This is a genomic window from Luteimonas salinilitoris, assembly GCF_041300785.1.
Lineage (GTDB): Bacteria > Pseudomonadota > Gammaproteobacteria > Xanthomonadales > Xanthomonadaceae > Luteimonas > Luteimonas salinilitoris.
Window position 1 is genome coordinate 613,051 of the sequence record NZ_JBFWIB010000002.1, and the last position, 25,211, is coordinate 638,261.

20 protein-coding genes are annotated in these 25,211 nt (G+C 69.1%); 11 read left to right on the forward strand and 9 right to left on the reverse strand.

What is annotated here, in order from left to right; genetic code table 11:
- Positions 1 to 171: 171 nt before the first annotated feature.
- Positions 172 to 5,160 carry an NAD-glutamate dehydrogenase gene (locus AB5T46_RS06025; protein ID WP_370562953.1) on the reverse strand — a complete coding sequence of 1,663 codons (4,989 nt, stop codon included), beginning with the start codon at positions 5,158 to 5,160 and terminating at the stop codon, positions 172 to 174.
- Positions 5,161 to 5,283: 123 nt separating this feature from the next.
- Positions 5,284 to 6,465: an acyl-CoA dehydrogenase family protein gene (locus AB5T46_RS06030; protein ID WP_370563110.1), complete on the reverse strand. Its 1,182-nt coding sequence runs from the start codon at positions 6,463 to 6,465 to the stop codon at positions 5,284 to 5,286.
- A gap of 259 nt (positions 6,466 to 6,724) precedes the next feature.
- Between AB5T46_RS06030 and AB5T46_RS06035 the strand changes: the two genes are divergently transcribed.
- The 3 genes from AB5T46_RS06035 to metH all read left to right on the forward strand — a co-directional run bounded on the left by AB5T46_RS06035 (position 6,725) and on the right by metH (position 11,731).
- Positions 6,725 to 7,663 carry an ArsR/SmtB family transcription factor gene (locus AB5T46_RS06035; RefSeq protein WP_370562954.1) on the forward strand — a complete coding sequence of 313 codons (939 nt, stop codon included), beginning with the start codon at positions 6,725 to 6,727 and terminating at the stop codon, positions 7,661 to 7,663.
- A gap of 53 nt (positions 7,664 to 7,716) precedes the next feature.
- Entirely contained in the window at positions 7,717 to 8,820 is a 1,104-nt protein-coding gene (locus AB5T46_RS06040; protein WP_370562955.1) for a homocysteine S-methyltransferase family protein, read from the forward strand.
- Between the two features lie 169 nt (positions 8,821 to 8,989).
- On the forward strand, positions 8,990 to 11,731 hold the full coding sequence (metH, locus tag AB5T46_RS06045) for a methionine synthase (RefSeq protein WP_370563111.1): 2,742 nt from the start codon (positions 8,990 to 8,992) through the stop codon (positions 11,729 to 11,731).
- Between the two features lie 142 nt (positions 11,732 to 11,873).
- Here the strand turns inward: metH and AB5T46_RS06050 are convergent, their stop codons facing one another.
- The 6 genes from AB5T46_RS06050 to AB5T46_RS06075 form a co-directional block, all read right to left on the reverse strand.
- Complete coding sequence (locus AB5T46_RS06050; RefSeq protein ID WP_370562956.1) at positions 11,874 to 12,488, reverse strand: DUF2058 domain-containing protein; 615 nt, start codon at positions 12,486 to 12,488, stop codon at positions 11,874 to 11,876.
- Between the two features lie 14 nt (positions 12,489 to 12,502).
- Positions 12,503 to 12,718 carry a SlyX family protein gene (locus AB5T46_RS06055; RefSeq protein WP_370562957.1) on the reverse strand — a complete coding sequence of 72 codons (216 nt, stop codon included), beginning with the start codon at positions 12,716 to 12,718 and terminating at the stop codon, positions 12,503 to 12,505.
- A gap of 3 nt (positions 12,719 to 12,721) precedes the next feature.
- Positions 12,722 to 14,068: a UDP-glucose dehydrogenase family protein gene (locus AB5T46_RS06060; protein WP_370562958.1), complete on the reverse strand. Its 1,347-nt coding sequence runs from the start codon at positions 14,066 to 14,068 to the stop codon at positions 12,722 to 12,724.
- Between the two features lie 19 nt (positions 14,069 to 14,087).
- On the reverse strand, positions 14,088 to 14,882 hold the full coding sequence (locus AB5T46_RS06065; RefSeq protein ID WP_370562959.1) for an FKBP-type peptidyl-prolyl cis-trans isomerase: 795 nt from the start codon (positions 14,880 to 14,882) through the stop codon (positions 14,088 to 14,090).
- 91 nt (positions 14,883 to 14,973) lie between these two features.
- Positions 14,974 to 15,918 carry an FKBP-type peptidyl-prolyl cis-trans isomerase N-terminal domain-containing protein gene (locus AB5T46_RS06070; RefSeq protein WP_370562960.1) on the reverse strand — a complete coding sequence of 315 codons (945 nt, stop codon included), beginning with the start codon at positions 15,916 to 15,918 and terminating at the stop codon, positions 14,974 to 14,976.
- Positions 15,919 to 16,015: 97 nt separating this feature from the next.
- Positions 16,016 to 16,546 carry a glutathione peroxidase gene (locus AB5T46_RS06075; protein ID WP_370562961.1) on the reverse strand — a complete coding sequence of 177 codons (531 nt, stop codon included), beginning with the start codon at positions 16,544 to 16,546 and terminating at the stop codon, positions 16,016 to 16,018.
- Between the two features lie 169 nt (positions 16,547 to 16,715).
- Between AB5T46_RS06075 and AB5T46_RS06080 the strand changes: the two genes are divergently transcribed.
- The 6 genes from AB5T46_RS06080 to AB5T46_RS06105 all read left to right on the forward strand — a co-directional run bounded on the left by AB5T46_RS06080 (position 16,716) and on the right by AB5T46_RS06105 (position 21,371).
- Positions 16,716 to 17,138, forward strand: coding sequence for a hypothetical protein (locus AB5T46_RS06080; RefSeq protein ID WP_370562962.1), 423 nt, complete (start codon positions 16,716 to 16,718; stop codon positions 17,136 to 17,138).
- A gap of 4 nt (positions 17,139 to 17,142) precedes the next feature.
- Positions 17,143 to 17,514, forward strand: a complete 372-nt coding sequence (locus AB5T46_RS06085) for a GntR family transcriptional regulator (RefSeq protein ID WP_370562963.1) — start codon at positions 17,143 to 17,145, stop codon at positions 17,512 to 17,514.
- A gap of 44 nt (positions 17,515 to 17,558) precedes the next feature.
- Entirely contained in the window at positions 17,559 to 18,425 is an 867-nt protein-coding gene (locus AB5T46_RS06090; protein WP_370563112.1) for an ABC transporter ATP-binding protein, read from the forward strand.
- On the forward strand, positions 18,422 to 19,498 hold the full coding sequence (locus AB5T46_RS06095; RefSeq protein WP_370562964.1) for a hypothetical protein: 1,077 nt from the start codon (positions 18,422 to 18,424) through the stop codon (positions 19,496 to 19,498). The genes AB5T46_RS06090 and AB5T46_RS06095 overlap by 4 nt, the downstream gene beginning before the upstream one ends.
- A 432-nt stretch (positions 19,499 to 19,930) precedes the next feature.
- On the forward strand, positions 19,931 to 20,773 hold the full coding sequence (locus tag AB5T46_RS06100) for a DUF4097 family beta strand repeat-containing protein (protein ID WP_370562965.1): 843 nt from the start codon (positions 19,931 to 19,933) through the stop codon (positions 20,771 to 20,773).
- 46 nt (positions 20,774 to 20,819) lie between these two features.
- A complete protein-coding gene (locus AB5T46_RS06105; protein WP_370562966.1) occupies positions 20,820 to 21,371 on the forward strand; it encodes a DUF2884 family protein in 552 nt (183 codons plus the stop codon).
- Positions 21,372 to 21,597: 226 nt separating this feature from the next.
- Here AB5T46_RS06105 and AB5T46_RS06110 read toward each other — a convergent pair whose 3' ends face one another.
- The gene (locus tag AB5T46_RS06110) at positions 21,598 to 22,983 is read right to left on the reverse strand and encodes a class II fumarate hydratase (RefSeq protein ID WP_370563113.1); all 1,386 of its coding nucleotides are present in this window, start codon (positions 22,981 to 22,983) and stop codon (positions 21,598 to 21,600) included.
- Between the two features lie 191 nt (positions 22,984 to 23,174).
- Between AB5T46_RS06110 and purB the strand changes: the two genes are divergently transcribed.
- Together purB and AB5T46_RS06120 are read left to right on the forward strand one after the other, a co-directional pair.
- Positions 23,175 to 24,572, forward strand: coding sequence for an adenylosuccinate lyase (gene purB, locus AB5T46_RS06115; protein ID WP_370562967.1), 1,398 nt, complete (start codon positions 23,175 to 23,177; stop codon positions 24,570 to 24,572).
- A 178-nt stretch (positions 24,573 to 24,750) separates the two neighbouring features.
- On the forward strand, positions 24,751 to 25,176 hold the full coding sequence (locus AB5T46_RS06120) for a VOC family protein (RefSeq protein ID WP_370563114.1): 426 nt from the start codon (positions 24,751 to 24,753) through the stop codon (positions 25,174 to 25,176).
- The last annotated feature ends 35 nt before the right edge of the window (positions 25,177 to 25,211 follow it).

Sequence of the window (25,211 nt, forward strand, 5' to 3'; positions counted from 1 at the left end):
AGGATAGCGCACACGGGACGATGCGATGAAGACGCTCCCGCCACGTAGAGCGGAGCTTGCTCCGCTGCTCCAGGCTCCGGAGCCTGCGCAGCCGAGCAAGCTCGGCTCTACAGGTCCGGGCTCCGGAGCCTTCGTAGCGGAGCAAGCTCCGCTCTACGGATACGACCGACCTCAGCCGCCCGCTGCCAGCTGCGCCAGCCGGCTCACCGCCACCGAGGCGGTCGGGTAGTCGATCGCCTTCTGCGCGAACATCTCGTCGAGCATCGCCAGGGTGAAACGCAACGCCGGATCGTCGCGGCCGATCCAGCCGCGCACCTTCTCGTCAGCGTCCTGGCCCGGCATCGACAGCGCCTGTCCGGCCAGCAGCGTCTGCTGCGCGGCCAGGTCGTCGCGCAGCACGCCGCGCGCGACCGCGTGCCAGCGGCCCTGCACTTCCAGCGCCTCGATCTGTGCGAACAGCCACGGCAGGTGCAGCGCGTCGCCGACGCGGAAGTGCACCCGCGCCACGTCGACCGGCTTGAGACGCCGCGCCCGCGCCAGCTCGATGATGTCGAACACCGGGCCCAGGTACGGCAATTCGGCGAGGTCCTCGGCCAGGTCCGCCGACATGCCGCGCTCGCGCCACTGCGCGCGCGCGTCCTCGAACCCCGGGCGCTGCGAATCGGGCAGGATCCCCTCGGCGCTGCGGATCTCGTTGAAGGCGTCGCTGTAGCGCTCCACCGCGCGGGTGATACCGGGGATCTCGCCCGGCCGGTTCAGCAGCCAGCGCACGAACGAGCGCTGCAGGTGCCAGATCTCCTGCAGCGCGTCGATCTGCGCCGCTTCCGGCACCTTGCCGTCGAGCGCATCGAGCTGCGTCCACAGCGCACGCGCGTTGAGCGTCTCGCGGCTGATGGTATAGGCCTTGGCCACCTCGGCCGGGGTGCGCCCGGTGTCCTCCTGCATCCGCATCAGGAACGTCGCGCCCATGCGGTTGATGGTGGTGTTGGTGACCGCGGTGGCGATGATCTCGCGCTTCAGGCGGTGCTTTTCCATCGCCGCGGCGTATTTCTTCTGCAGCGGCGCCGGGAAGTACCGCTGCAGCTCCTTGGACAGGTACGGGTCCTCGGGGATGTCGGAGTCGAGCATCTGCTGGTAGGCGACCAGTTTCGCGTACGACAGCAGCACCGACAGCTCCGGTCGGGTCAGGCCCTGCCCGCGCGCCTTGCGCGCCGAGATCTCGGCGTCCGACGGCAGGTATTCGATCTGCCGGTCCAGCAGCCCCTGCGCCTCCAGGGTGCGGATGAAGTGCTGCTTGGAGCCGAGCCGCGACACGCTCATCCGCTCCATCAGGCTCAGCGCCTGGTTCTGGCGGACGTTGTCGAACAGCACCAGGCCCTCGACCTCGCCGGTCATGTCGGCGAGCAGCTTGTTGCGCGCGGCCATGGTCAGCTTCTTCGCCTGCACCTGGGCGTTGAGCAGGATCTTGATGTTGACCTCGTGGTCGGAGGTGTCGACGCCGGCCGAGTTGTCGATGAAGTCGGTGTTGAGCAGCACCCCGTTCATCGCAGCCTCGATGCGCCCGCGCTGGGTCAGGCCGAGGTTGCCGCCCTCGCCCACGACCTTGCAGCGCAGTTCTCCGCCGTCGACGCGCAGCGCGTTGTTGGCGCGGTCGCCGACGTCGGCGTGGCTCTCGCCCGAGGCCTTGACGTAGGTGCCGATGCCGCCGTTCCACAGCAGGTCCACCGGCGCCTTGAGGATCGCGTTCATGAGTTCGTTCGGGCTCATCGCGGCGACGTCCCCGTCGATGTCGAGCGCGGCGCGCGCCTGCGGCGAGAGCCGGATCGACTTGGCGCTGCGCGGCCATACCCCGCCGCCTGCGCCGATCAGGTCGCGGTCGTAGTCCTCCCAGCTCGAACGCGGCAGCGCGAACAGGCGCTCGCGCTCGCGGTAGCTCGTGGCCGCGTCCGGATCCGGATCGACGAAGATGTGGCGATGGTCGAACGCCGCCACCAGGCGGACGTGCCTGGACAGCAGCATGCCGTTGCCGAACACGTCGCCGGACATGTCGCCGATGCCGACCACGGTGAAGTCCTCGCGCTGGCAGTCGCGGCCGAGCGCGCGGAAGTGCCGCTTCACCGACTCCCAGGCGCCCTTGGCGGTGATGCCCATGCCCTTGTGGTCGTAGCCGACAGAACCGCCGGACGCGAACGCGTCGCCGAGCCAGAAGCCGTGCTCGGCGGCGATGCCGTTGGCGATGTCGGAGAAGGTCGCGGTGCCCTTGTCGGCGGCCACGACCAGGTACGCATCGTCGCCGTCGTGCCGGACCACGTCCGCCGGCGCCACGATCCTGCCGCCAATAGTAATGTTATCGGTGATGTCGAGCAGGCCGTTGATGAAGCGCCGGTAGCAGGCGATGCCCTCGGCCAGCACCGCGTCGCGGTCGCCGCCGGCCGGCGGGCGCTTGACGAAGAAGCCGCCCTTCGCGCCGACCGGCACGATCACCGTGTTCTTCACCATCTGCGCCTTGACCAGTCCCAGCACCTCGGTGCGGAAGTCCTCGCGCCGGTCGGACCAGCGCAGGCCGCCGCGGGCCACCGGACCGAAGCGCAGGTGCACGCCTTCCACGTGCGGACCGTAGACGAAGATCTCGCGGTACGGGCGCGGCTTCGGCAGGTCCGGGACACGCGCGCTGTCGAACTTGTAGGCCACGTAGTCCTTGCCGTCGCCGTCCTCGCCGCGCTGGTAGAAGCTGGTGCGCAGGGTGGCGTCGATCGCGCCGATGAAGCTGCGCAGGATGCGGTCCTCGTCGAGGCTGGCGACGCCGTCGAGCAGCGTCTTCAGCGCCTCGCGGGTGACCTGGTACTGCTGCTCGCGGTCGCCGCCGCGCGCCTCGACCACCGGCCGCAGCGCCGCCAGCACCGAAGTCCCGCCACCGGCGAGCGTCTCGAACTGCGCCTCCAGACGCGCCGCGCCCTGCCCGATCTCCTCGCTGCTCTCGCGTCCGGTCTCCGGGCTGAAGCGCGCCTCGAACAGCTCCACCAGCAGCCGCGCCAGCAGCGGATAGCGCGTCAGCGTTTCCTCGACGTAGCTCTGCGAGAACGGCGCCGCGGTCTGCAGCAGATACTTGCAGTAGGCGCGCAGCATCGAGACCTGGCGCCAGGTCAGGCCCGCCCCCAGAATCAGGCGATTGAAGCCGTCGTTCTCGGCGCCGCCGCGCCACAGCTGCGCGAACGCGTCCTCGAAGTCGTCGCTCACCTGCTCGATGTCGGGCCTGGCCGCGGCGGCCTCGACCTCGAAGTCCTGGATGTAGAGCGCCTCGCCGTCGACCTCGATCCGGTAGGGATGCTCGGAGATCACCCGCAGGCCCATGTTCTCCATCATCGGCAGCACGTCCGAGAGCGGGATGTCGCGCCGCTGGCGGAACAGCTTGAGCCGTAGCGGGCCCTCGCCCTGGTTCCGGCGCGGTGCGCAGTACAGGCACAGGCGCAGGTCGTCCGGCGTGCTCAGCGCGGCCAGGTGGGCGACATCGCCGGCGGCGATCGCCGGCGTCGCCTGCTCGATGTAGTTGGCGGTCAGCGCGCGTCCGTAGCGGTTGGCCAGCATCAGGCCCTCGGCCTCGCCGTGGCGTTCGACCAGTTCGTCGCGCAGGTCGTCCTGCCAGTTGCGCACGATCACCGCCAGCGCCGCGTCCAGTTCGCCTTCGTCGACCCCGTCGGTCACGCCCGAGCGCGGACGCACGATCAGATGCAGCTGCGCCAGGGGCGACTCGCCAAGCTGGACGCTGGTGTCGACGCGGTCGGCCTGCAGGGCCTCCTTGAGCATCCCCTCGATGCGCAGCCGCACGTCGGTGTTGAAGCGGTCGCGCGGAATGTAGGCCAGGATCGAATAGAAGCGCCCGTAGCGGTCGCACCGCAGGAACAAGCGGCTGCGGATGCGCTCCTGCAGGTGCAGGATGCCGGTACCGAGGCCGTGCAGTTCCTCGGCGCTGGACTGGAACAGCTCGTCGCGCGGCAGCGTCTCCAGGATGTGCTTGAGCGCCTTGCCGCTGTGCCCGGTCTGGCGCAGCCCCGACTGGCTCATCACGTGCTCGAAGCGGTCGCGCACCAGCGGGATCTCCCAGGGCCTGCGGTTGTACGCGCTGGAGGTGTAGAGGCCGATGAACCGCTGCTCGGCGATCGGCTTGCCGTGGCGGTCGAAGCTGAGCACGCCGATGTAGTCCATGTAGCCGGGGCGGTGCACCGACGCGCGCGAATTGGTCTTGGTCAGGATCAACGGGTCGATCGCGCCGCCCTTCGACGCCGTGGTCGCCGCCAGCGTGCTCAGCGCGCGCGCCTTGCCGGCGTCCTTGCCGCGCAGCAGTCCGAGTCCGCTGTTCTCGACCGCGCACAGCACCTCCTCCCCGCGCTGCTTCTTGACCTTGTACTCGCGGTAGCCGAGGAAGGTGAAGTGGTCGCTCGCCGCCCAACGCAGGAACTCCTGCGCTTCGCGGCGTTCGCCGTCGGACACCGGCAGCTCGCGGGTGGCAAGGTCGGCCGCGACCTGCAGCATCTTCTCGCGCATCGTCGGCCAGTCCTCGACGATCAGGCGCACGTCGCGCAGGACGGCCTTGACCGCACGCTCGACACGCTCGATGCCGTCGGCGGCCTGGCGGTCGATCTCCAGGTGTATCAGCGATTCGGCGTCGCCCTCGCCGACCGAGACCAGCCGGCCGGCGCGGTCGCGCCGGATCGCGATGATCGGGTGGCCGAGCACGTGCACGCCGATGCCCTGCTCGGCCAGGGCCATCGTCACCGAATCGACCAGGAACGGCATGTCGTCGTTGACGACCTGCAGCACCGTATGCGGCGACTCCCAGCCGTGTTCGGCGAGATTGGGGTTGAACAGGCGCACGTTGGCCCTGCCCGGCTTGCGGGTCCGGGCGAAATCGAGGAAATCGTTGGCCAGCGCGGCCCAGCCGTCGGGGCTGTGCAACGGCAGCTCGTCGGCGGTCATGCGCCGGTAGAAGGCGCCGGCGAATGCGCTGGCGTCGTCCTGGCGGCCCTTGCCGGCGCGGTTGCGGATGGCGGCGAAGATCGGGTCGAGCAGCGCGCTGCGCGCCTGCGCGCGAGGCGGTGCCGCCGGCCTCTTGCCGGACTTCGCGGACCTGGGACGTGGGTCGGCTTTGCGTGGTGTGCTCATGGCGACGGGTTTCGGATGGAATGAGGCCCGCGCTCGCGCGCGGGCCGGTGGTGGGCGTCAACGTCGTCCGGCGATGGCCTGCAGCATGGCGACGGCGGTCCGGGAGGATGTTCCGGCGCTGCGTCAGCGCAGTCCGGTTTCGTGGCGGGCGATGACCAGGCGCTGGATCTCGCTGGTGCCCTCGTAGATCTCAGTGATCTTGGCGTCGCGGAAGTAGCGCTCGATCGGCATCTCCTTGGAGTAGCCCATGCCGGCGTGGATCTGCACCGCCTGGTGGGCGATCCACATCGCCGCTTCCGAGGCGGTCAGCTTGGCCACCGAGGCCTCGGTGGTGAACTTCCGGCCCTGGCCCTTCAGCCAGGCGGCGCGCAGGGTGAGCAGCAGCGAAGCGTCGAGCTTGCACTTCATGTCGGCGATCTTGGCCTGGGTCATCTGGAACGCGCCGATCGGCTGGCCGAAGGCCTTGCGCTCGCGCACGTACGCCAGCGTCGCCTCGTAGGCGGCGCGGCCGATGCCGATCGCCTGCGAGGCGATGCCGATGCGGCCGGCGTCGAGCACGCCCATCGCGATCTTGAAGCCGTGGCCCTCGTCGCCGAGCACCTCCTCGGGACTGGCCACGTAGTCCTGGAACTCGATCTCGCAGGTGGCCGAGGCGCGGATGCCGAGCTTCGGCTCGGTCTTGCCGCGGTGCAGCCCCTCGCGCTCGCCGTCGACCAGGAAGGCGGTGATGCCGCGGGCGCCCTTGTCCGGATCGGTCATGGCGAACAGCACGAAGTACTTCGCCACCGGGCCGGAGGTGATCCAGCTCTTCTTGCCGTTGATGACGAAGCTGCCGTCGTCGCGCTTCACCGCGCGGCAGCGCATGGAGGTGGCGTCGGAGCCGGACTGCGGCTCGGTGAGCGCGAACGCGCCGATCTCCGCGCCCTCGGCGATCGCGCGCACGTAGGTCTGCTTCTGCGCCTCGCTGCCGTGGGTGAGAATGCCGTTGCAGAACAGCGAGTTGTTGACCGACATGATGGTCGAATGCGCGGCGTCGCCGGCGGCGATCTCGACCATCGCCAGCACGTAGGCCACCGGATCCATCCCGGCGCCGCCGTATTCGGCCGGCACCTCGATCCCCATCAACCCGTTCTCGCCCAGCAGCCGGATGTTCTCCAGCGGGAACTCCCCGGAGCGGTCGAACCCTTCAGCGCTGGGTGCGATCTTCTCCTGCGCGATGCGCCGCGCCACGTCCTGGATCATCAACTGCTCTTCGGTGAAGCCAAAATCCACTTGCGCGCTCCGGCGGGAAGGTCGGGATGGAATTGTAACGGGACTCGGGACTCGGGACTCGGGACTCGGGACTCGAGCTTCCGCCCCGTCATCCCAGCGAAAGCTGGGATCCAATTTGATTTGCCGTTTGGCCGCGAGTTTCGGGAAGGCAAGTCAACATGGATCCCAGCTTTCGCTGGGATGACGAGCGGGCGCGGCCGGCTCTTCCTGGTCCCGGCACCGCTCCCTGCCTCCTTGACCTCTCTCCGGCCCGGTCCCAAAATCATCTCTATATCGCGATAGGAAGATATTTGTGGATCTGGAAAGCTGGTCGACCCGGCTCAAGGTGCTGGCCGATGCCACCCGGGTGCGCCTGCTGGCGCTGCTCGAGCGCGAGGAGCTGACTGTCGCCGAACTGTCCGCGGTCACCCGCCTGGCGCAGCCGCGGGTCTCGACCCACCTGGCACGGCTCAAGGAGGCCGGGCTGGTGCGCGACCGCCGCGCCGGCGTGTCGGCGTACTACCGCTTCGACGACGCACCGCTGGACCCGGCCCTGCAGCAGCTCTGGCGCACCCTGCGCGACGGCAGCGACGACGCCCTGCTGCGCCAGGACGGCGAGCGCCTGCCCGGGGTGCTGGCGATGCGCGCGGCCGACCAGAACTGGGCCGACTCGGTGGCCGGCGACATGGAACGCCACTACTCGCCCGGGCGCACCTGGGAAGCGCTGGCGCGCTCGGCGCTGCCGCTGCTGGAGGCGGGCGACGTGCTCGACATCGCCTCCGGCGACGGCGTACTGGCCGAGCTGGTGGCTCCGCACGCGCACCGCTACGTCTGCGTCGACACCAGCCGGCGCGTGGTCAACGCCGCCACCGAGCGCCTGCGCCGGCACCGCAACGTCGAGGTGCACGAGGGCGACATGCATGCGCTGCCGTATGCCGACGCCGAGTTCGACCTGGTGGTGCTGATGCACGCGCTGACCTACGCCGCCCGCCCGGCGCAGGCGGTGGCCGAAGCGGCACGCGTGCTGCGCCCCGGCGGACGCCTGCTGCTGAGCAGTCTCGCCCGCCATGAACATCGCGCCGTGGTCGCGGCCTACGGCCACGTCAATCTCGGCTTCGGCGAGCGCGACCTGCGCCGCTTCGTCGAAAAAGCCGGGCTGACGGTGCGCAACCAGGAAACCGTGACCCGGGAAAAGCGGCCGCCGCATTTCGAGGTGGTGTCGCTGATCGCGGACAAGCCGGTATCGAAATGATTGTTTCGCCGTGGCCAAAAACAGCCCTGCTCCCGAAGTAATGAGGTCTCGCAATGAACACGCTGCCCTGGCTCGACCCGTCCCGCGCCGAATCGCTGCTGCGGCAGCTCGATCGACGAATCCTGGTGCTCGACGGCGCCATGGGCACGATGATCCAGCGCCACGACCTGCAGGAGGTAGACTACCGCGGCGAGCGCTTCGCCGACGGCTACGACCGGCTCGGGCGCGACGACGGCCACGCGCACGGCGCCGAATGCGGCGCTGCCGGGCATGACCAGAAGGGCAACAACGACCTGCTCAGCCTCACCCGGCCGGAGCTGATCCGCGACATCCACGCCGCCTACCTCGAGGCCGGCGCCGACCTGGTCGAGACCAACACCTTCAATTCCACCGCGATCTCGCTCGCCGACTACCACCTGCAGCACCTGGTGCGCGAACTCAACCGCGAAGGCGCGCGGCTGGCGCGCGAGGCCTGTGCGGCGGTGCAGGCGGGCACGCCGGAACGTCCCCGCTTCGCCGTCGGCGTGCTCGGCCCGACCAGCCGCACCGCCTCGATCAGTCCCGACGTCAACGACCCCGGTTTCCGCGCGGTGGATTTCGACGAACTGGTGGCGATCTATTGCGAGGCCGCCGAGGGCCTGGCCGAGGGCGGCGCCGACGCGCTGATGGTCGAGACCGTGTTCGACACGCTCAACGCCAAGGCGGCGCTGTTCGCCATCGAGGCGACGTTCGACGGGCTCGGCGCGCGCCTGCCGGTGATGATCTCCGGTACCATCACCGACGCCTCCGGCCGCACCCTCTCCGGGCAGACCGCCGAGGCGTTCTGGTATTCGCTGCGGCACGCACGGCCGCTGTCGATCGGCCTGAACTGCGCGCTGGGCGCGAAGGAGCTGCGACCGCACGTCGAGGCGCTGTCGGACCTGGCCGAGTGCCACGTCAGCGCGCACCCGAACGCGGGACTGCCGAACGCGTTCGGCGAGTACGACGAAACCCCCGAGGACATGGCCGAAACCCTGCGCGAATTCGCGCAGTCGGGCCTGCTCAACATCGTCGGCGGCTGCTGCGGTACCACGCCCGACCACATCCGCGCGATCGCCACCGCCGTCGCCGACCTGCCGCCGCGCCGCCTGCCCGCACACCTGGAGGCGGCGGCGTGAAGCTTTTCAGCCACGGATCGACGCGGATGAACGCGGATCAAACGCGCAAGTGGGCAGCGCCGTCATCCCGGCGCATGCCGGGATCCAGGCCGGCATGCCTGCAACGAAGCAATGAACGCACCGGTTTTTGCCCATACCAGGATGGCGAGCATTTCTCCCGGATCGCTTTATCCGCGTTCATCCGCGCCAATCCGCGGCCTACCCCCTTCTTCCCGGCCAACCGATGACCCAGTCCCGCCACACCCGCCTGTCCGGCCTCGAGCCGCTGGTCCTCACCCCGGACCTGCTGTTCGTCAACATCGGCGAGCGCACCAACGTCACCGGCAGCGCGCGCTTCCGCAAGCTGGTCAAGGAGGATCGCTACCCGGAGGCGGTCGAGGTCGCGCGGCAGCAGGTCGAGAGCGGCGCCCAGATCCTCGACATCAACATGGACGAGGGCCTGATCGACTCGGAGCGGGCCATGACCCGCTACCTCAACCTGATCGCGGCCGAGCCGGACATCGCCCGCATCCCGTTCATGGTCGATTCGTCGAAGTGGTCGGTGATCGAGGCCGGGCTGAAGTGCCTGCAGGGCAAGGGCGTGGTCAACTCGATCTCGCTCAAGGAAGGCGAGGAGACGTTCCTGCAACAGGCACGCAAGGTACGACGCTACGGTGCGGCCGTGGTGGTGATGGCCTTCGACGAGCAGGGCCAGGCCGACACCCGCGAGCGCAAGGTCGAAATCTGCACTCGCGCCTACCGGCTGCTGACCGAGACCGTCGGCTTCCCGCCCGAGGACATCATCTTCGACCCCAACGTCTTCGCCATCGCCACCGGCATTCCCGAGCACGACAACTATGCGGTCGACTTCATCGAGGCCACGCGCGAAATCAAGCGCACGCTGCCGCACTGCCACGTCTCGGGCGGCGTCTCCAACGTGTCGTTCTCGTTCCGCGGCAACGAAACCGTGCGCCAGGCGATCCACGCGGTATTCCTGTTTCATGCGATCGAGGCCGGCATGGACATGGGCATCGTCAACGCCGGCGCCCTGCCGATCATCGACGACCTCGACCCGGAGCTACGCGAACGGGTCGAGGACGTGGTGCTCAACCGCCGCGCCGACGCGACCGAACGCATGCTCGAGATCGCCGAACGCTACCGCGGGCAGAAGGGCGAAGCCAGGGTCGAGAACCTGGCCTGGCGCGACGCCGCGGTCGCGGAGCGGCTGAAGCACGCCCTGGTGCACGGCATCGACCAGTACGTCGTCAACGATACCGAGGAAGCCAGACAGCAGTTCGACAAGCCGCTCGAGGTCATCGAGGGCCCGCTGATGGCCGGCATGGGCGTGGTCGGCGACCTGTTCGGCGCCGGCAAGATGTTCCTGCCGCAGGTGGTCAAGTCGGCGCGGGTGATGAAGAAGGCGGTCGCCCACCTGCTGCCCTACATCGAGGCCGAGAAGGAACGCAGCGGCAACGCCGGCAAGCCCAACGGGCGCGTGCTGATGGCCACGGTGAAGGGCGACGTGCACGACATCGGCAAGAACATCGTCGGCGTGGTGCTGGCCTGCAACAACTTCGAGGTCACCGACCTCGGGGTGATGGTGCCGGCGCAGGCGATCCTCGACAAGGCGCGCGAGATCGGCGCCGACATCATCGGCCTGTCCGGCCTGATCACGCCGTCGCTGGAGGAGATGAGCCACGTCGCGCGCGAGATGAAGCGGCAGGGCTTCGAGACCCCGCTGCTGATCGGCGGCGCCACCACCTCGCGCGCCCACACCGCGCTGCGGATCGCCCCGCACTACGCCGCGCCCACGGTCTGGGTCAAGGACGCCTCGCGCGCGGTCGGCGTGGTGCAGTCGCTGATCAGCGTCGAGCTGCGGCAGAAGTTCGTCGCCGCCAACGACGCCGACTACGCCAAGATCCGCGAGCGCCACCTCAACCGCGGCGACGCCAAGCGCCTGGTCTCGCTGTCGAAGGCGCGCGCGCAGAAGTTCGACGGCGGCTGGGACGATTACGCACCGCCGCGGCCGAATACGCCCGGCGTCACCGTGCTCGAGGACTACCCGCTCGACGAGCTGGTCGACTGCATCGACTGGACGCCCTTCTTCCAGGCCTGGGAACTCGCCGGCAGGTATCCCGCGATCCTCACCGACGAGGTGGTCGGCGAACACGCCAGCGACCTGTACCGCGACGCGCGCGCGATGCTGAAGCGGATCGTCGCCGAGAAATGGCTGACCGCGAAGGCGGTATTCGGCCTGTGGCCGGCGCACAGCCGCGGCGACGACGTCGTGCTCGACCCGGGCGAAGGTGATCCGATCACCCTGCACTTCCTGCGCCAGCAGGTCGACAAGCCGCCCGAGCGCCCCGACTTCTGCCTGGCCGACTTCATCGCGCCGAAGGCATCGGGCCGGCAGGACTGGATCGGCGCGTTCGCGGTCACCGCCGGCATCGGCATCGACGCCCACGTCGCCCGCTTCGAGGCAGACCACGACGACTACAACGCGATCCTGCTCAAGGCATTGGCCGATCGCCTGGCCGAGGCCCTGGCCGAGCGCCTGCACCTGCGCGTGCGCACCGAGTTCTGGGGCTATGCGCCGGACGAAGGCCTCGACAACGACGCCCTGATCGCCGAGAAGTATCGCGGCATCCGCCCCGCGCCCGGCTACCCGGCCTGTCCGGAACACAGCGAGAAGGCCACCCTGTTCTCGCTGCTCGACGCCGGCGGCAATGCCGGCATGACCCTGACCGAGAGCTTCGCGATGCTGCCGACGGCCGCGATCTCCGGCTACTACTTCAGCCACCCGGGCAGCCAGTACTTCGTGGTCGGCCGGGTGTCGAAGGAACAGGTGGAGGACTACGCGAAGCGCAAGGGCGTGACGCGGGCACAGGCCGAACGCTGGCTCGCGTCCAACCTCGATTACGATCCGGAATGAATAATCAAGAACGGCGGACCTACGCTGCGGCCGCCCCGTAGAGCGGAGCTTGCTCCGCCGCTCCCGGCTCCGGCGCCCGCGAACAGCCGAGCAAGCTCGGCTCTACGCAGCCCACGACGCACGCACCGGGGTTTTCAACGCCTCACCACACCAGATCGTCGGGCACCTGGTACTTCGGATCCGCGTACGGGTCGTCCCCGGCCGGCGCATCGGGATCGACCTTCAATGCCACGGCCGGCCCGAACACCGCCTCGGCCTCGGCCAGCACCGACGCGGCCACCAGCAGATAACGGCCGTTGAGCTGCACCACGCCCAGTTCACCGGCATTGAGCGCCTTCAGCTGCGCGGCGGTGACGTAGATGCGCTTGATCTTGCCGCCGTACTCGAAGTGCCGGGCGATCTCCGCATCGTCGGCATTGAGCGCCCTGCCCTGCAGCAGCTGCGCCAGCTTCGCGCGCGCCTCGCGCCGTTGCCGCGCCTCCTCCTGCCTGCGGCGCTCGGCCTCGATCCGCTCGTCCTTTTCCCGTTGCGCGCGGATCGCATAGGCCTTGGCGAGATCGATGTCCTCGCGCGTGCGTCCGGAGCGATGGCCGCCGCCGCGCTTGTCCTGACGCTGCGGCGCGGCGGCTTCGGGCTTGCGCCCGCCGGGCCGCCCGGGCCTGGCGTTCGGGTTCGGCGTCGGCTTGGATTTGCGCTCCGGCGCCGGCGCGCTCTTGAAACCGAGCCCGAGCAACTGGTCGCGAAGGGAATCGCTCATGTCGGTCGTCAATATCAGTAATGCGGCGGTGGCGGCTCGTCCGCCGGGTCGGCGTAGAAGGTACCCCGCGCCTGTTTCAGCTCTTCCAGTCCGCGACGGACGACTTCGGTATTGCGCGCCGTTTCCATGCGCAGCGCGGCCAACGCGTCGCCGAGCTCGGCCAGCGCCTGCTCCTGGAAGGCCAGGCGGGTCTCGAGTTCGACGATGCGCTGTTCGAGGGTCTCGTCCATCGGTCAGCCCGCGAGCACGGAACGCCCGCGGCCGATGCCATAGTAGGCCAGCCCGGCCTCCTCGACCATCTCCGGCGCGTACACGTTGCGGCCGTCGAAGATCGCGGCGTCGGCGAGAACATCGCGCAGCGCGGCGAAGTCGGGGCTGCGGAACTGCTTCCATTCGGTCACCAGCACCAGCGCATCGGCCCCCTGCAGCGCATGCTCCGCGCTGTCGCACAGCAGCAGGTCGTCGCGTTCGCCGAACACCCGCCGCATCTCGTCCATCGCTTCCGGGTCGTAGGCGCGGACCCGCGCGCCGGCGTCCTGCAGCTGCTGCAGCAGGCGCCTGCTCGGAGCCTCGCGCATGTCGTCGGTATCGGGCTTGAAGGCCAGGCCCCAGACCGCGAAGGTCTTGCCACGCAGCGTGTCGATACCGCAGTAGTGTTGCACGAGCAGGTCGAACAGATGGCTCTTCTGGCGCTCGTTGACCGCCTCCACGGCCTGCAGCAGGACGGGCGTGTGGCCATGATGCAGCGCGGTTCGCGCCAGCGCCTGTACGTCCTTCGGAAAACAGGAGCCGCCGTAGCCCGCGCCCGGGTAGATGAAATGCCGGCCGATGCGCGGATCCGAGCCGATGCCCTGGCGGACCGACTCGACATCGGCACCGACCTTCTCGGCGATGTTGGCGATCTCGTTCATGAAGCTGATCTTGGTCGCCAACATGGCGTTCGCGGCGTACTTGGTCAGCTCGGCGGAGCGCACGTCCATGGTCACGATGCGGTCGTGGCTGCGGTTGAACGGCGCATACAACCGCCGCAGCCGCTCGACGGCGTCGTCGCTGGAGGCGCCGATGACGATGCGGTCCGGGCGCATGCAGTCCTCGACCGCCGCACCCTCCTTCAGGAACTCCGGATTGGCGACCACCTCGAACGCGATCTGCACTCCGCGTTCGGCCAGCGCCGAAGCGATGGCCGCGCGTACGCGGTCGGCGGTGCCCACCGGCACCGTGGACTTGTCGACGATCACCGCCGGTCGTTGCAGGTGGCGGCCGATCGTATCGGCCACCGCGAGCACGTACTGCAGGTCGGCGCTGCCGTCCTCGTCGGGGGGCGTGCCGACCGCGATGAAGATGATCTCGGCGCGCGCCACCGCCTCGGCTGCGTCGGTGGTGAAGTGCAGGCGCCCGGCCTCGCGGTTGCTGGCCACGATCGGTGTCAGTCCCGGCTCGTAGATCGGTACCCGGCCGTGGTTGAGGGCGTCGATCTTGTCGCTGTCGATATCGACGCAGACCACGTCGTTGCCGACCTCGGCCAGGCAGGCGCCGGTGACCAGGCCGACGTAGCCGGTTCCGAAGATGCTCACGTGCATGACGATGCTCCTTGCTGTCTTATTCGGCGGCGGCCGGCATCACTTCGAGCAGCTCGACCTCGAACGCCAGGGTGGCGTTGGGGCCGATCGGGCCGCCCGGCGTGCCCTGCTCGCCGTAGCCGAGCTCGCTCGGAATCCACAGGCGGTAGCGGCTGCCCGGCGACATCAGCTGCAGGCCCTCCTGCCAGCCCGGCACCACCTGGTCGAGCGCGAACGTCGCCGGCTCGCCGCGCTCCAGCGAACTGTCGAAGGTGGTGCCGTCGAGCAGCTTGCCCTCGTAGTGCACGCTGACCCGGTCGCCCGGCTTCGGCGGGGCGCCGTCGCCCTTCTCCAGCACTTCGTACTGCAGGCCGGACTCGGTGGTCTGCACGCCCGGCTTCTTGGCGTTCTCGGCCAGGAACGCCTCGCCCTCGGCGGCCAGCCTTTCGGCCTCGGCCTGCTGGCGCGCCTGCATGCGCTGGCCCAGGTCCTGCATGATCTGCGCCAGCTGCTGCTGGTCGACCCTGGGTTCGTTGCCTTCGAGCGTGTCGCGCACGCCCTCGAGCATGGCGTCGAGGTCGACCTCCTCCTTCACCGGCACCAGCGTGTTCCCCAGTTCGAGGCCGATCGCGTAACCGACCTGCTCCTTCTCGCTCTCCAGCCCCGGAATGTCGAGATCAGATGCGGACGGGTCGCCATCGGCGGACGTCTGCGCGGCGTCCTCGCCGTCGAGCCGCTCGCCGGTCTCCTTGTCCAGCGGTTTGCAGGCGGCCAGCGTTGCCGCGAAGGCGACGGCGAGCAGCGCCGGCAGGGTGGCGCGCGGGAAAATGGTCATGGGGTACTCCTTGGGGATAATGGGGGAAGGCCGGCAGGGCCGGCGGCGCGCCCGCAGCAGATGCGGACGCAGTGATGGAAACGTCGCCGGATCAGAGGATATCCAGCAGTTCGACGTCGAAGACCAGGGCCGCGTTCGGGCCGATCGGCCCGCCCGGCGTACCCTTGTCGCCGTAGGCGAGCTCGCCCGGAATCCAGAAACGGTACTTGGCGCCGATCGGCATCAAGGCGACGCCCTCGGTCCAGCCGGGGATCACCTGGTTGAGGCCGAACTCGGTCGGCTCGCCACGCTCGTAGGAGCTGTCGAACACGGTGCCGTCGAGCAGGGTGCCGTGGTAGTGCACGCGCACGCGCTCGCTGGGCAACGGGCGCCGTCCAGAACCCTGGCGGATCACCTGGTACTGCAGGCCGGACGGGGTCGAGAACACGCCCTTCTCGCCCTTGTTGGCGGCCAGGAATGCCGCGCCCTCGGCGCGGTTCTTCCCGCCGACCTGCGCCGCCTCGGCTTCCATCTCCTGCTGCACGCGTCCGGAGAACGCCTGTCGCAATGCCTCGGCCTCGGCCTCGGCCAGCAGCAGCTCGCCGCCTTCGATCCGCGTGCGCAGGGCCTGCAGCATCACCGGCAGTTCGATCTCGTCGCGGATCGGCAGCAACGAGCGGCCGACGTCGGCGCCGACCAGCAGGCCGACCTTGCTGCTGTCCACTTCCGGCGGCGCGGCGCCCGGCGGCATGCCCGGCAGGCTCTGGCCGCCGCGCGCGGCCACGCGCTGCATCAGCGCCTGGCCGACCTCCTGCATTTCCGTGGCGTCGAGCAACGGCTCGCCGCCCTCGAAGGCGTTGCGCACCGCGCGCTCCAGCGCGGCATAGTCCATGTCCGGACCGACCGGCACCAGCGACTGGCCCACGTCCATCCCCACCATGTAGCTGACCTTCTCACGCTCGTTCTCCAGCCGTGGCTGCTGGGCGTTCGCGGTCGCCGCCGTCAGCCAAGTCACGAGCAGACACAGCGCGAACGCGCCGCGCATCGCATTCTTCATCGGGAAACACTCCAGTTGGGCGCCGCCGCCAGCGACGCGTAAACGCCTATTGTCGCGAGGCCGGCGCGCACGGGCAATCACGTGCGCGCCCGCACGTTCATCTGTCCGCGGCAGGCACCTGCAACGCACGCTCGATCGCCGCCACCACCTCCGGATCGTCCGGCACGGTGCGACTGCCCCAGTTCGCCAGCACCCGGCCGTCGCGGCCGATCAGGTATTTATGGAAGTTCCATTGCGGCGTCGCGCCGGTGGCCGCGGCAAGGTCGCGGTACAGCGCCGTCGCCTCCGGCCCGACCACGCGCACCTTTTCGAACATCGGGAACTTCACTCCGTAGGTGAGCGTGCAGAACTCGCGGATCTCCGCTTCGTCCTCGAACTCCTGCTCCTTGAAGTCGCCCGACGGGAAACCGAGCACCGCGAACCCGCGATCGCCGTAGCGCGCGTGCAGTTGTTCCAGCGCCTCGAATTGCGGCGTGAAACCGCATTTGCTCGCGGTATTGACCACCAGCAGCACCTGGCCGCCGTAAGCGGCCTGCAGATCGACCGGGATCTTGCCGGCCAGCGGCCGGTAGCTGCGGTCGAGCAGACCGTCCTCCGCCTGCGCCTGCATCGTGAGAATGCACATCATGAAAGCAGCATAAATAGCTGCTTTATAAGAGTATTTTCGATTCTTCATGGGGGACTCCACGGCAACGTGACTTCAGTTGGGGAACGGATCTGCATCCGGTTCTTGACAGCCCCTGTTCTAGTGTTATAGTTGCATACAACACCGATCAACCAGGGCAGGAGGTTTCGGCATGAACCGCAAGCTCCACAACACGATACTGGCTTTCTCCGTCGCCGGCGGCATGCTGTTGCTGGGACTCATGGCAGCCGTTCCGGTTCCCCGTGCGGCCCAGGTCGCGGCGGGTCCGACGCATAGCCTGCCTTCCGCGCGCGCCGAAGCCATCGAGGCGCGCACCCGGGCGTTCGAGGCGGAACTGGAGCGCGCCGGATCGGCCAACGAGATGATCGCCCTGTCCTCGGTGTTCCTCGCCGAGATCGTGACCGAGGCGGCAGTCGCCTCGGCCCTGCAGCGCATCGAACAGGACACCACCGGCGAAGGCGCCACCAGCACCAGGGCGACCGAGCGCAAGCGCGGCAACGGCCGCAAGCGCAATGCCCTGGCCCTGCCCTATTTCTCGTTCGCGCAAGGCCTGCGCGGCAGCAGCGGGAGCTGACACCATGACGTCCATCCAGTGGAGCGAAGGCGCTCCCATCTACCGGCAGCTGAAGGAGCGCGTCATCGCGATGATGCTCGACGGCCTGCTCAAGCCCGGTGACGCCCTGCCCTCGGTGCGGCAGGTCGCGGCGGAATACCAGCTCAACCCGATCACCGTCTCGCGGGCCTACCAGGAGCTGGCGGACGAGGCGCTGGTCGAAAAACGGAGGGGACTCGGCATGTTCGTCACCGATGAGGCATCCAAGAAGCTGCTGGCCAACGAACGCGAGCGCTTTCTCACCGAGGAGTGGCCGCAGGTCCTGGAACGCATCCAGCGCCTGGGCCTGACGACGGAGGACCTGCTCAAGCCGGTCCGCAATGGAGGTGCGAAGTGAACGCCGCCGTTTCTGACAAGTTCTCCGACAAGTTCTCCAACGATCTGTCCAACGACCTCGTGGTGCAGGCGCGCGGCCTGCGCAAGGCCTACAGGAACACGCTGGCCCTGGACGGCACCGCGTTCGACATCGAGCCAGGCCGGATCGTCGGCCTGATCGGCCCCAACGGCGCCGGCAAGACCACCGCGCTGAAGGCGATGCTGGGACTGATCCCGTTCGAGGGCGATCTCAAGATTCTCGGCCGCGATCCGCGCCTCGAGCGCGACGCGCTGATGAACGACGTCTGCTTCATCGCCGACGTCGCCGTGCTGCCGCGCTGGATCCGGGTACGCGAGGCGATCGAGTTCGTCGCCGGCGTGCACCCGCGCTTCGACCGCGCCCGCTGCGAGCGCTTCCTGGCCAACACCCAGCTCAAGCAGGACTCCAGGGTGCGCGAATTGTCCAAGGGCATGATCGTGCAGCTGCACCTGGCCCTGGTGATGGCGATCGACGCCAGGCTGCTGGTGCTCGACGAGCCGACCCTGGGCCTGGACATCCTCTACCGCAAGCAGTTCTACCAGCGCCTGCTGGAGGATTACTTCGACGAGCAGAAGACCATCCTCATCACCACCCACCAGGTCGAGGAGATCGAGCACATCCTCACCGACGTGATGTTCATCCGCGACGGCAAGATCGTCCTCAAGGCGACCATGGACGAGGTCGGCGGGCGCTTCACCGAGGTGCTGCTCAACGCCGAGCAGGCCGAGGCAGCGCGCGCACTGGGCCCGATCGACGAACGTGCGTTGCCGTTCGGCAAGACGGTGATGCTGTTCGACGGCGTCACCCAGCCTGCACTGGCGTCCTACGGCGAGACCCGCACGCCGGGCCTGGCCGATCTCTTCGTCGCGACGATGAAAGGAACCTACGCATGAACGCGAGCACCGACACCATGACCCGGGCGCCGGTCGCGACCCCGCCGGCGGCGCCGCACGCGACCCACCGCTATCGCATGCTGCTGCGTCGCGAATACTGGGAACACAAGGGCGGCTTCCTGTGGGCGCCGCTGGTCGCCGGGGCGATTTCCCTGGGGCTGACCCTGCTGTTCGCCATCATCGCCCTGGTCGCCGCGCACCGCGCCGCGGCTGGCGGCGAGCTGGAGATCGACGGCGAGATGATGGTCAACGGCCTCGACCTCGGCCTGATCACCAGCCGCCTCGGTCCCGAGGAGATGCGCCAGCTCGGCGCCGGCCTCGACATGAGCCTGATCATGGCCTCGAGCTGGCCGTTCATCGTGCTCGCCTTCGTGGTGTTCTTCTACTGCCTGGGCGCGCTGTACGACGAGCGCAAGGACCGCAGCGTGCTGTTCTGGAAATCGCTGCCGCTGTCGGACCGCGATACCGTGCTGTCGAAGGCGATCAGCGCCGCGGTCGTGGCGCCGGCGATCGCCACGGTGGCGGCGATCGCCACCATGTACGGCTTCCTGCTGCTGGTCAGCGCGATCGTGCTGGCGCACGGCGGCAACCCGGTGACCCTGCTCTGGGGACCGGCCAGCCCGCTGTACCTGGCCGCGCACTTCATCGCCGCGATCCCTGTGTATGCCGTCTGGGCGCTGCCCACCGTCGGCTGGCTGCTGCTGTGCTCGGCCTGGGCGCGGAGCAAGCCGTTCCTGTGGGCGGTCATGATCCCGGTGTTCGCCGGCGTGATCGTGTCCTGGTTCGACCTGATGGAGTTCTTCGACCTGGAGACCCTGTGGTTCTGGAAGAACGTGGTCGGCCGCTCGCTGCTGAGCGTGGTCCCGATCGGCTGGCTGGATGCGCTCGACCTGCAGGGCATGGCCGCGATGGGCCGCTTCAAGTTCGAAAGCGCCGCCGACATCCGCGGCGTACTCAACCTGAAGGTCATGTACTCGGCCTTCGCCTCGCCGAAGATGTGGATCGGCGCCGCCGCCGGCGTGGCGATGATCCTGGCCGCGATCCGCCTGCGCCGCTGGCGGGACGAGGGGTGAGCGGCCGCGCCATGCCGATGCCTTATTGGCATTGGCAGCGGTCGCGAACGCCCGGCCATGGATGGCCGGGCCGGACGGCCCGAAGCCGATCGGCGCCGCCATGGATGGCAACGACCAGCACCCCGAAGCGGCAGGATGCCCTATCGGCATCTGCTGCGGCCGCGAACGCCCGGCCATGGGTGAGCACGAGGCGCTTGCGAGGCACTGCCTCGCGCCTCGGGCGAACGCCCCGCGCGCTGCGCGGGGCCGGCCAGCCGGGCCGGACGGCCCGAAGCCGATCGGCCCCGCCATGGATGGCAACGACCAACGCCCCGAAGCGGCAGGATGCCTGCACAGACAGCGCTCTCGCCTCGCCAGGAACGGCAACGATCGATTGATCGAAACCGGAATCGCACCATCGCCCCATTGCAACGAACCAACAGGAGCACGCGCATGAAACCCGCCATCGCCGCCACCACCGCCCTGCTCGCGTGCCTGCTGCTGCCCCTCGCCGCCGCCGCCCAGGATGGCCGTTGCAAGGAATCGGAACCGCGCGAGCTGCAGCTCGACCTCGCCGGCGTGAAGACCGTGATGTTCGAGGTCGGCCCGCACAAGCTTCGGCTCGACGCGACCGACGCCCCCGACGCCACGCTGCGCGGACACGCCTGTGCGGCCAGCGCCGGGCGCCTGTCGCAGTTGCAGATCGAGCAGGAGAAGACCGGCGACCGGCTGCTGGTGCGCCTGCGCCGCGAGGACAATCTTCTCGGCTTCTCCTTCGGCAGCAACTACGCCTACCTGGACCTGTCCGGCCAGATCCCCGGCGACGTGCTGGTGCAATTGAAGGTCGGCTCGGGCGACGCCTGGCTGGCCGGCGCCGCGGCGATGAGCGCGGACGTGGGCTCCGGCGATGTCGAGGCGAAACGGATCCGCGGCCTGGCCACGGCCAAGGTCGGCTCCGGCGACATCGCCTTCGACGACGTCGGCGCGCTCGAGGTGCTGTCGATCGGCTCCGGCGATGTCGAGGCGCGGAACGTCCGCGGCGCGGTCGAGGTCGGCGGGATCGGCTCGGGCGATTTCGGGCTGGACGGCGCGCGCGGCGACGTCGCGATCGATTCGATCGGCTCCGGCGACGCCGACCTGCGCGACATCGACGGCAACGTGACCATCGGCTCGATCGGTTCGGGCGACGTCGATGCCGGCGACATCCGCGGCGACCTCACCGTGCGCTCGAAGGGCAGCGGCTCGGTCGAGCATTCCGGCGTGACCGGCACGGTCGAGATACCGCGTCGGCGGTGACGCCAGTTCCGCGGCGGATCGCCGCCAACCCACAGGAGTCACTGCCATGCCGTTCCGTCATCTGCACGCCATCCTCGTCGCTGCCGGCATCGCCGTGGCGGCGGCCGCCTGTACCCCGCCGACGACGATGCACGTCGAGGGCACCCGCATCCGCCTGGGCGGCGACGGCCTGACCGTGGAACTGCGCAACGCCGACGGCGACCGGGCGCTGATCGGCGCCGACGGCACCCTGGCCGTCGACGGCAAGGACGTGGCGGTGACGCCGGCCCAGGCCGCACTGTTGCGCGAGTACCACGGCGAACTGGCGCAACTGCGCGAAGCCGCACTGGCGATCGCCGGCCAGGGCGCCGCCCTCGGCGGCAAGGCCGTGTCGGAGGCCATCAAAGGCATCCTCAAGGGCGATCCGGACGGCATCGAGCAGCGGGTCGATGCCGAGGCGGAGAAGATCGAGCAGGAAGCGGAAAAGATCGAAGCCCGTGCCGAAGCGCTGAAATTGACGCAGCGCCGGCTCGCACAGGAGCTCCCGCAGCTTCGCTCCCTGCTGCCCGGCGACTTCGACCCGATCGCCGCGGCGACTGTCGACGACGGCGGAGATTGAGCTCCGACCTTGTGGGAGCGACGAAACGAGCGCAGCGAGTCAACGGCGAAGCCGGCCCGAAGAGCCTGCCCCGTACTCGATACGGGCGAGCCGCGCAGCGGCGAATCAAGTCGCGACGAGTCGTCGTGGCGAATCGCGATTTCGCGGCGGCGGCATGCATGCCGCCATTACTCCCACGTTCCCGCCACCGGCCCCAGGCATGCCAGGGGCTTGGGCCGCGCCGGCCTCAACGGCCTCGCGACTTGCCCTGGATCCCGCCACCGGCAAGCAAGGCGGGATCGAGCAGCTCCCTGAGCTCCCGTTCCGGCAGGCCGGTGGTTTCCCTCGCGACCTCGAGGATCGGCCGGCCTTCCCGATAGGCGCGCTTGGCGATCGCGGCGGCCTGCTCGTAACCGATGATCGGATTGAGCGCGGTGACCAGGATCGGGTTGCGGTCCAGCGCCGCCGTCACATTGCCCTTGTGCACCTTCAGCCCGGCGATCGTACTGTCGGCGAGCAGGCGCGACACGTTGCCCAGCAGGTGGATCGACTCCAGCAGGTTGGCGGCGATCAGCGGCAGCATCACGTTGAGCTGGAAGTTGCCGCTCTGCCCGGCCACCGTGATCGCGGTGTGATGGCCGATGACCTGGGCGCAGACCATGCAGGTCGCCTCCGGGATCACCGGATTGACCTTGCCCGGCATGATCGAGCTGCCCGGCTGCAGTGCCGGCAGTTCGATCTCGCCCAGGCCCGCCAGCGGCCCGGAGTTCATCCAGCGCAGGTCGTTGGCGATCTTCATCAGCGCCACCGCCAGCGTGTTGAGCTGGCCGGACAGTTCCACCGCATCGTCCTGCGCGGCGATGCCCTCGAACTTGTCGACGGCGCTCTCGAAGCGGGTCCCGGCGTGCAACGACAGCCGCCTGACCGCGGCCGACCCGAAGCGCGGATCGGCATTGATGCCGGTGCCGATCGCGGTCCCGCCCAGGGGCAGGCGCCGCAACCGCTTGAGGCTGTCCTCGATCCGCGCCTGCGCCGAGGCCAGTTGCGCCGACCAGGCGCCGAACTCCTGCGCGAACGTCAGCGGCATCGCGTCCATCAGGTGGGTGCGACCGGTCTTGACGACGTTCTTCAAGGCACGCGCGCGGCGATCGATGGTGCGGCGCAGATGCTTCAGCGCCGGCAGCAGGTGCTCCACGGTCGCCAGCTGCGCGGCGACGCGGATCGCGGTCGGCACCACGTCGTTGGAGCTCTGGCCGAGGTTGACGTGGTCGTTCGGGTGCACCGGCTTGCCGCCGCGCGAGGCCAGCGTGGCGATCACCTCGTTGGCGTTCATGTTCGACGAGGTGCCGGAGCCGGTCTGGTAGATGTCGATCGGGAAATGGGCGTCGTGCTCGCCGCCGGCGACGGCGAGCGCGGCCTTGCGCACCGCCTGCGACAGCCCTTTCGGCAGCAGCCCGAGCCCGGCGTTGGCTTCGGCCGCGGCCGCCTTGATCAGGCCGAGCGCGCGGATGAAGTCGCGCGGCACCGGCCGGCCGGAAATCGGGAAGTTCAGCACCGCGCGCTGGGTCTGCGCCCCCCAAAGCGCATCGGCGGGGACCTGCAGCTCGCCCATGCTGTCGTGCTCGGTGCGCATGCCGGACGCCGGTGATGTTCGCTTGCCCATGATGTCTCCGCAGCGGGTCGATTCGCGGCAGTCTAGCGCCCGGGCCGTCATCGCGACGCGGACCGTCCGGCGGGCGTGGATGCCGGACGTCCCGTCGCGGCGCCGGATCGCCGCTGCCTGTAAACTTGGTGGTTTCGCCACACCGCCAGAGTCGCCGCCTCATGTCCGCTCCCGCCAGCCCGATCGACGCACCGGCAGAATCGCGCCTGCTCGCCCTGTCCCCGCTCGACGGCCGCTATGCCGGCAAGGTCGACGCGCTGCGCCCGATTTTCTCCGAGTACGGGTTGATCCGCGCCCGGGTCCGGGTCGAAGTGGAATGGCTGCTGGCGCTCGCCGCCCATCCGGCCATCGTCGAACTGCCGGCGTTCGACGAGGCCCGGCGCGCGAAACTGCGCCGCCTGGTCGACGACTTCTCGGTCGCGGACGCGGCACGGGTCAAGGAGATCGAGCGCACCACCAACCACGACGTCAAGGCGGTCGAATACTTCATCAAGGAGCGGCTGCAGGACGAACCGGATCTCGCCGCGGCGCTGGAATTCGTGCATTTCGCCTGCACCAGCGAGGACATCAACAACCTGTCGTACGCGCTGATGCTGGGCGACGCCCGCCAGCAGGTGCTGCTGCCGAAGCTCGACGCCCTGATCGAGAAGCTGCGCGCGATGGCGCACGCGTACGCGGCCCTGCCGATGCTCTCGCGCACCCACGGCCAGACCGCCTCGCCGACCACCCTGGGCAAGGAGCTGGCCAACGTGGTCGCGCGCCTGCAGCGCCAGGGCGAGACCCTGGCCGCCGCGCGCATGCCGGGCAAGATCAACGGCGCGGTGGGCAACTACAACGCGCACGTGGCCGCCTATCCGGATGTCGACTGGCCCTCGTTCGCCGAGCGCTTCGTGCACTCGCTCGGGCTCGACTGGCAACCCTATACCACCCAGATCGAGCCGCACGACGGCATCGCCGAACTGTGCGACGCGCAGCGCCGCATCGACAGCATCTGCATCGACCTGTGCCGCGACCTCTGGGGCTACGTCTCGCTCGGCTACTTCCGCCAGACGACGAAGGAAGGCGAGATCGGCAGCTCGACCATGCCGCACAAGGTCAACCCGATCGACTTCGAGAACGCCGAGGGCAACTTCGGCGTCGCCAGCGCGCTGTTCGAGCATTTCGCCGCCAAGCTGCCGGTCAGCCGCTGGCAGCGCGACCTCACCGACTCCACCGTGCTGCGCGGGCTCGGCACCGCGTTCGGCCACGCCCTGGTGGGCGTCGATGCGCTGCTGCGCGGACTCGACAAGCTCGCCGCCGACGAGGCGCGGCTGCAGGCCGACCTCGACGCCGCCTGGGAGGTGCTGGCCGAGGCGGTGCAGACGGTGATGCGCCGCCACGGCCTGCCCAACCCCTACGAGCAGCTCAAGGTGCTGACCCGCGGCCGGGGTATCGACGCCGACTCGATGCGCGGTTTCATCGAGTCGCTCGCGCTGCCGGAGGACGAGCGACGGCGCCTGCTGGCGCTCGCGCCCGCCACCTATACCGGCCTGGCCGAGCGGCTGGCGAAGCAGATTTGAGCCGAGACCGCTGACTGCGGGCCGCCGACGCCGCCGGCTCGCCGACCGCTCGCGTCGGTCGTGCCCGTGAAGACGGTCATCAGCGACTTCGATCGGCCGAGTTCCGGCGAAAGGATTGGCTACCGCCTCCGAGCGCGCGACGGTAGTAAATTACACGCTTCGGAAAGCGAACCTGCGCATGCACCTGCTGGTCAACATCGACGTCGACGACCTGGCCCGGGCCGAACGCTTCTATTGCGAAGCATTCGGGCTCAGGCCCGCGCGCCGGATCGGCGATGGCGTGCTCGAACTGCTCGGGGCCCAGGCGCCGATCTACCTGCTGAAGAAGGACGCCGGCAGCATCGGGGCGGGCGCGGCCGGGCGGAGCTACGCACGCCACTGGAGTCCGCTCCATTGCGACGTGGTGGTCGACGATCTCGACGCCGCGCTGGCCCGTGCTCTCGCCGCCGGCGCACGCAAGGAAGGCGACGTTCGCGAAGACAGCTGGGGCCGGATCGTGCAATTGGCCGATCCCTTCGGCCATGGTTGGTGCCTGCTGCAGTTCCTCGGCCGCGGCTACGACGAGATCGCCGCCGGTCCGTCCGCGCCGGACCCGACTTCGTAGAGCCGAGGTTGCTTGGGCAAAGCGACACGCTTGCG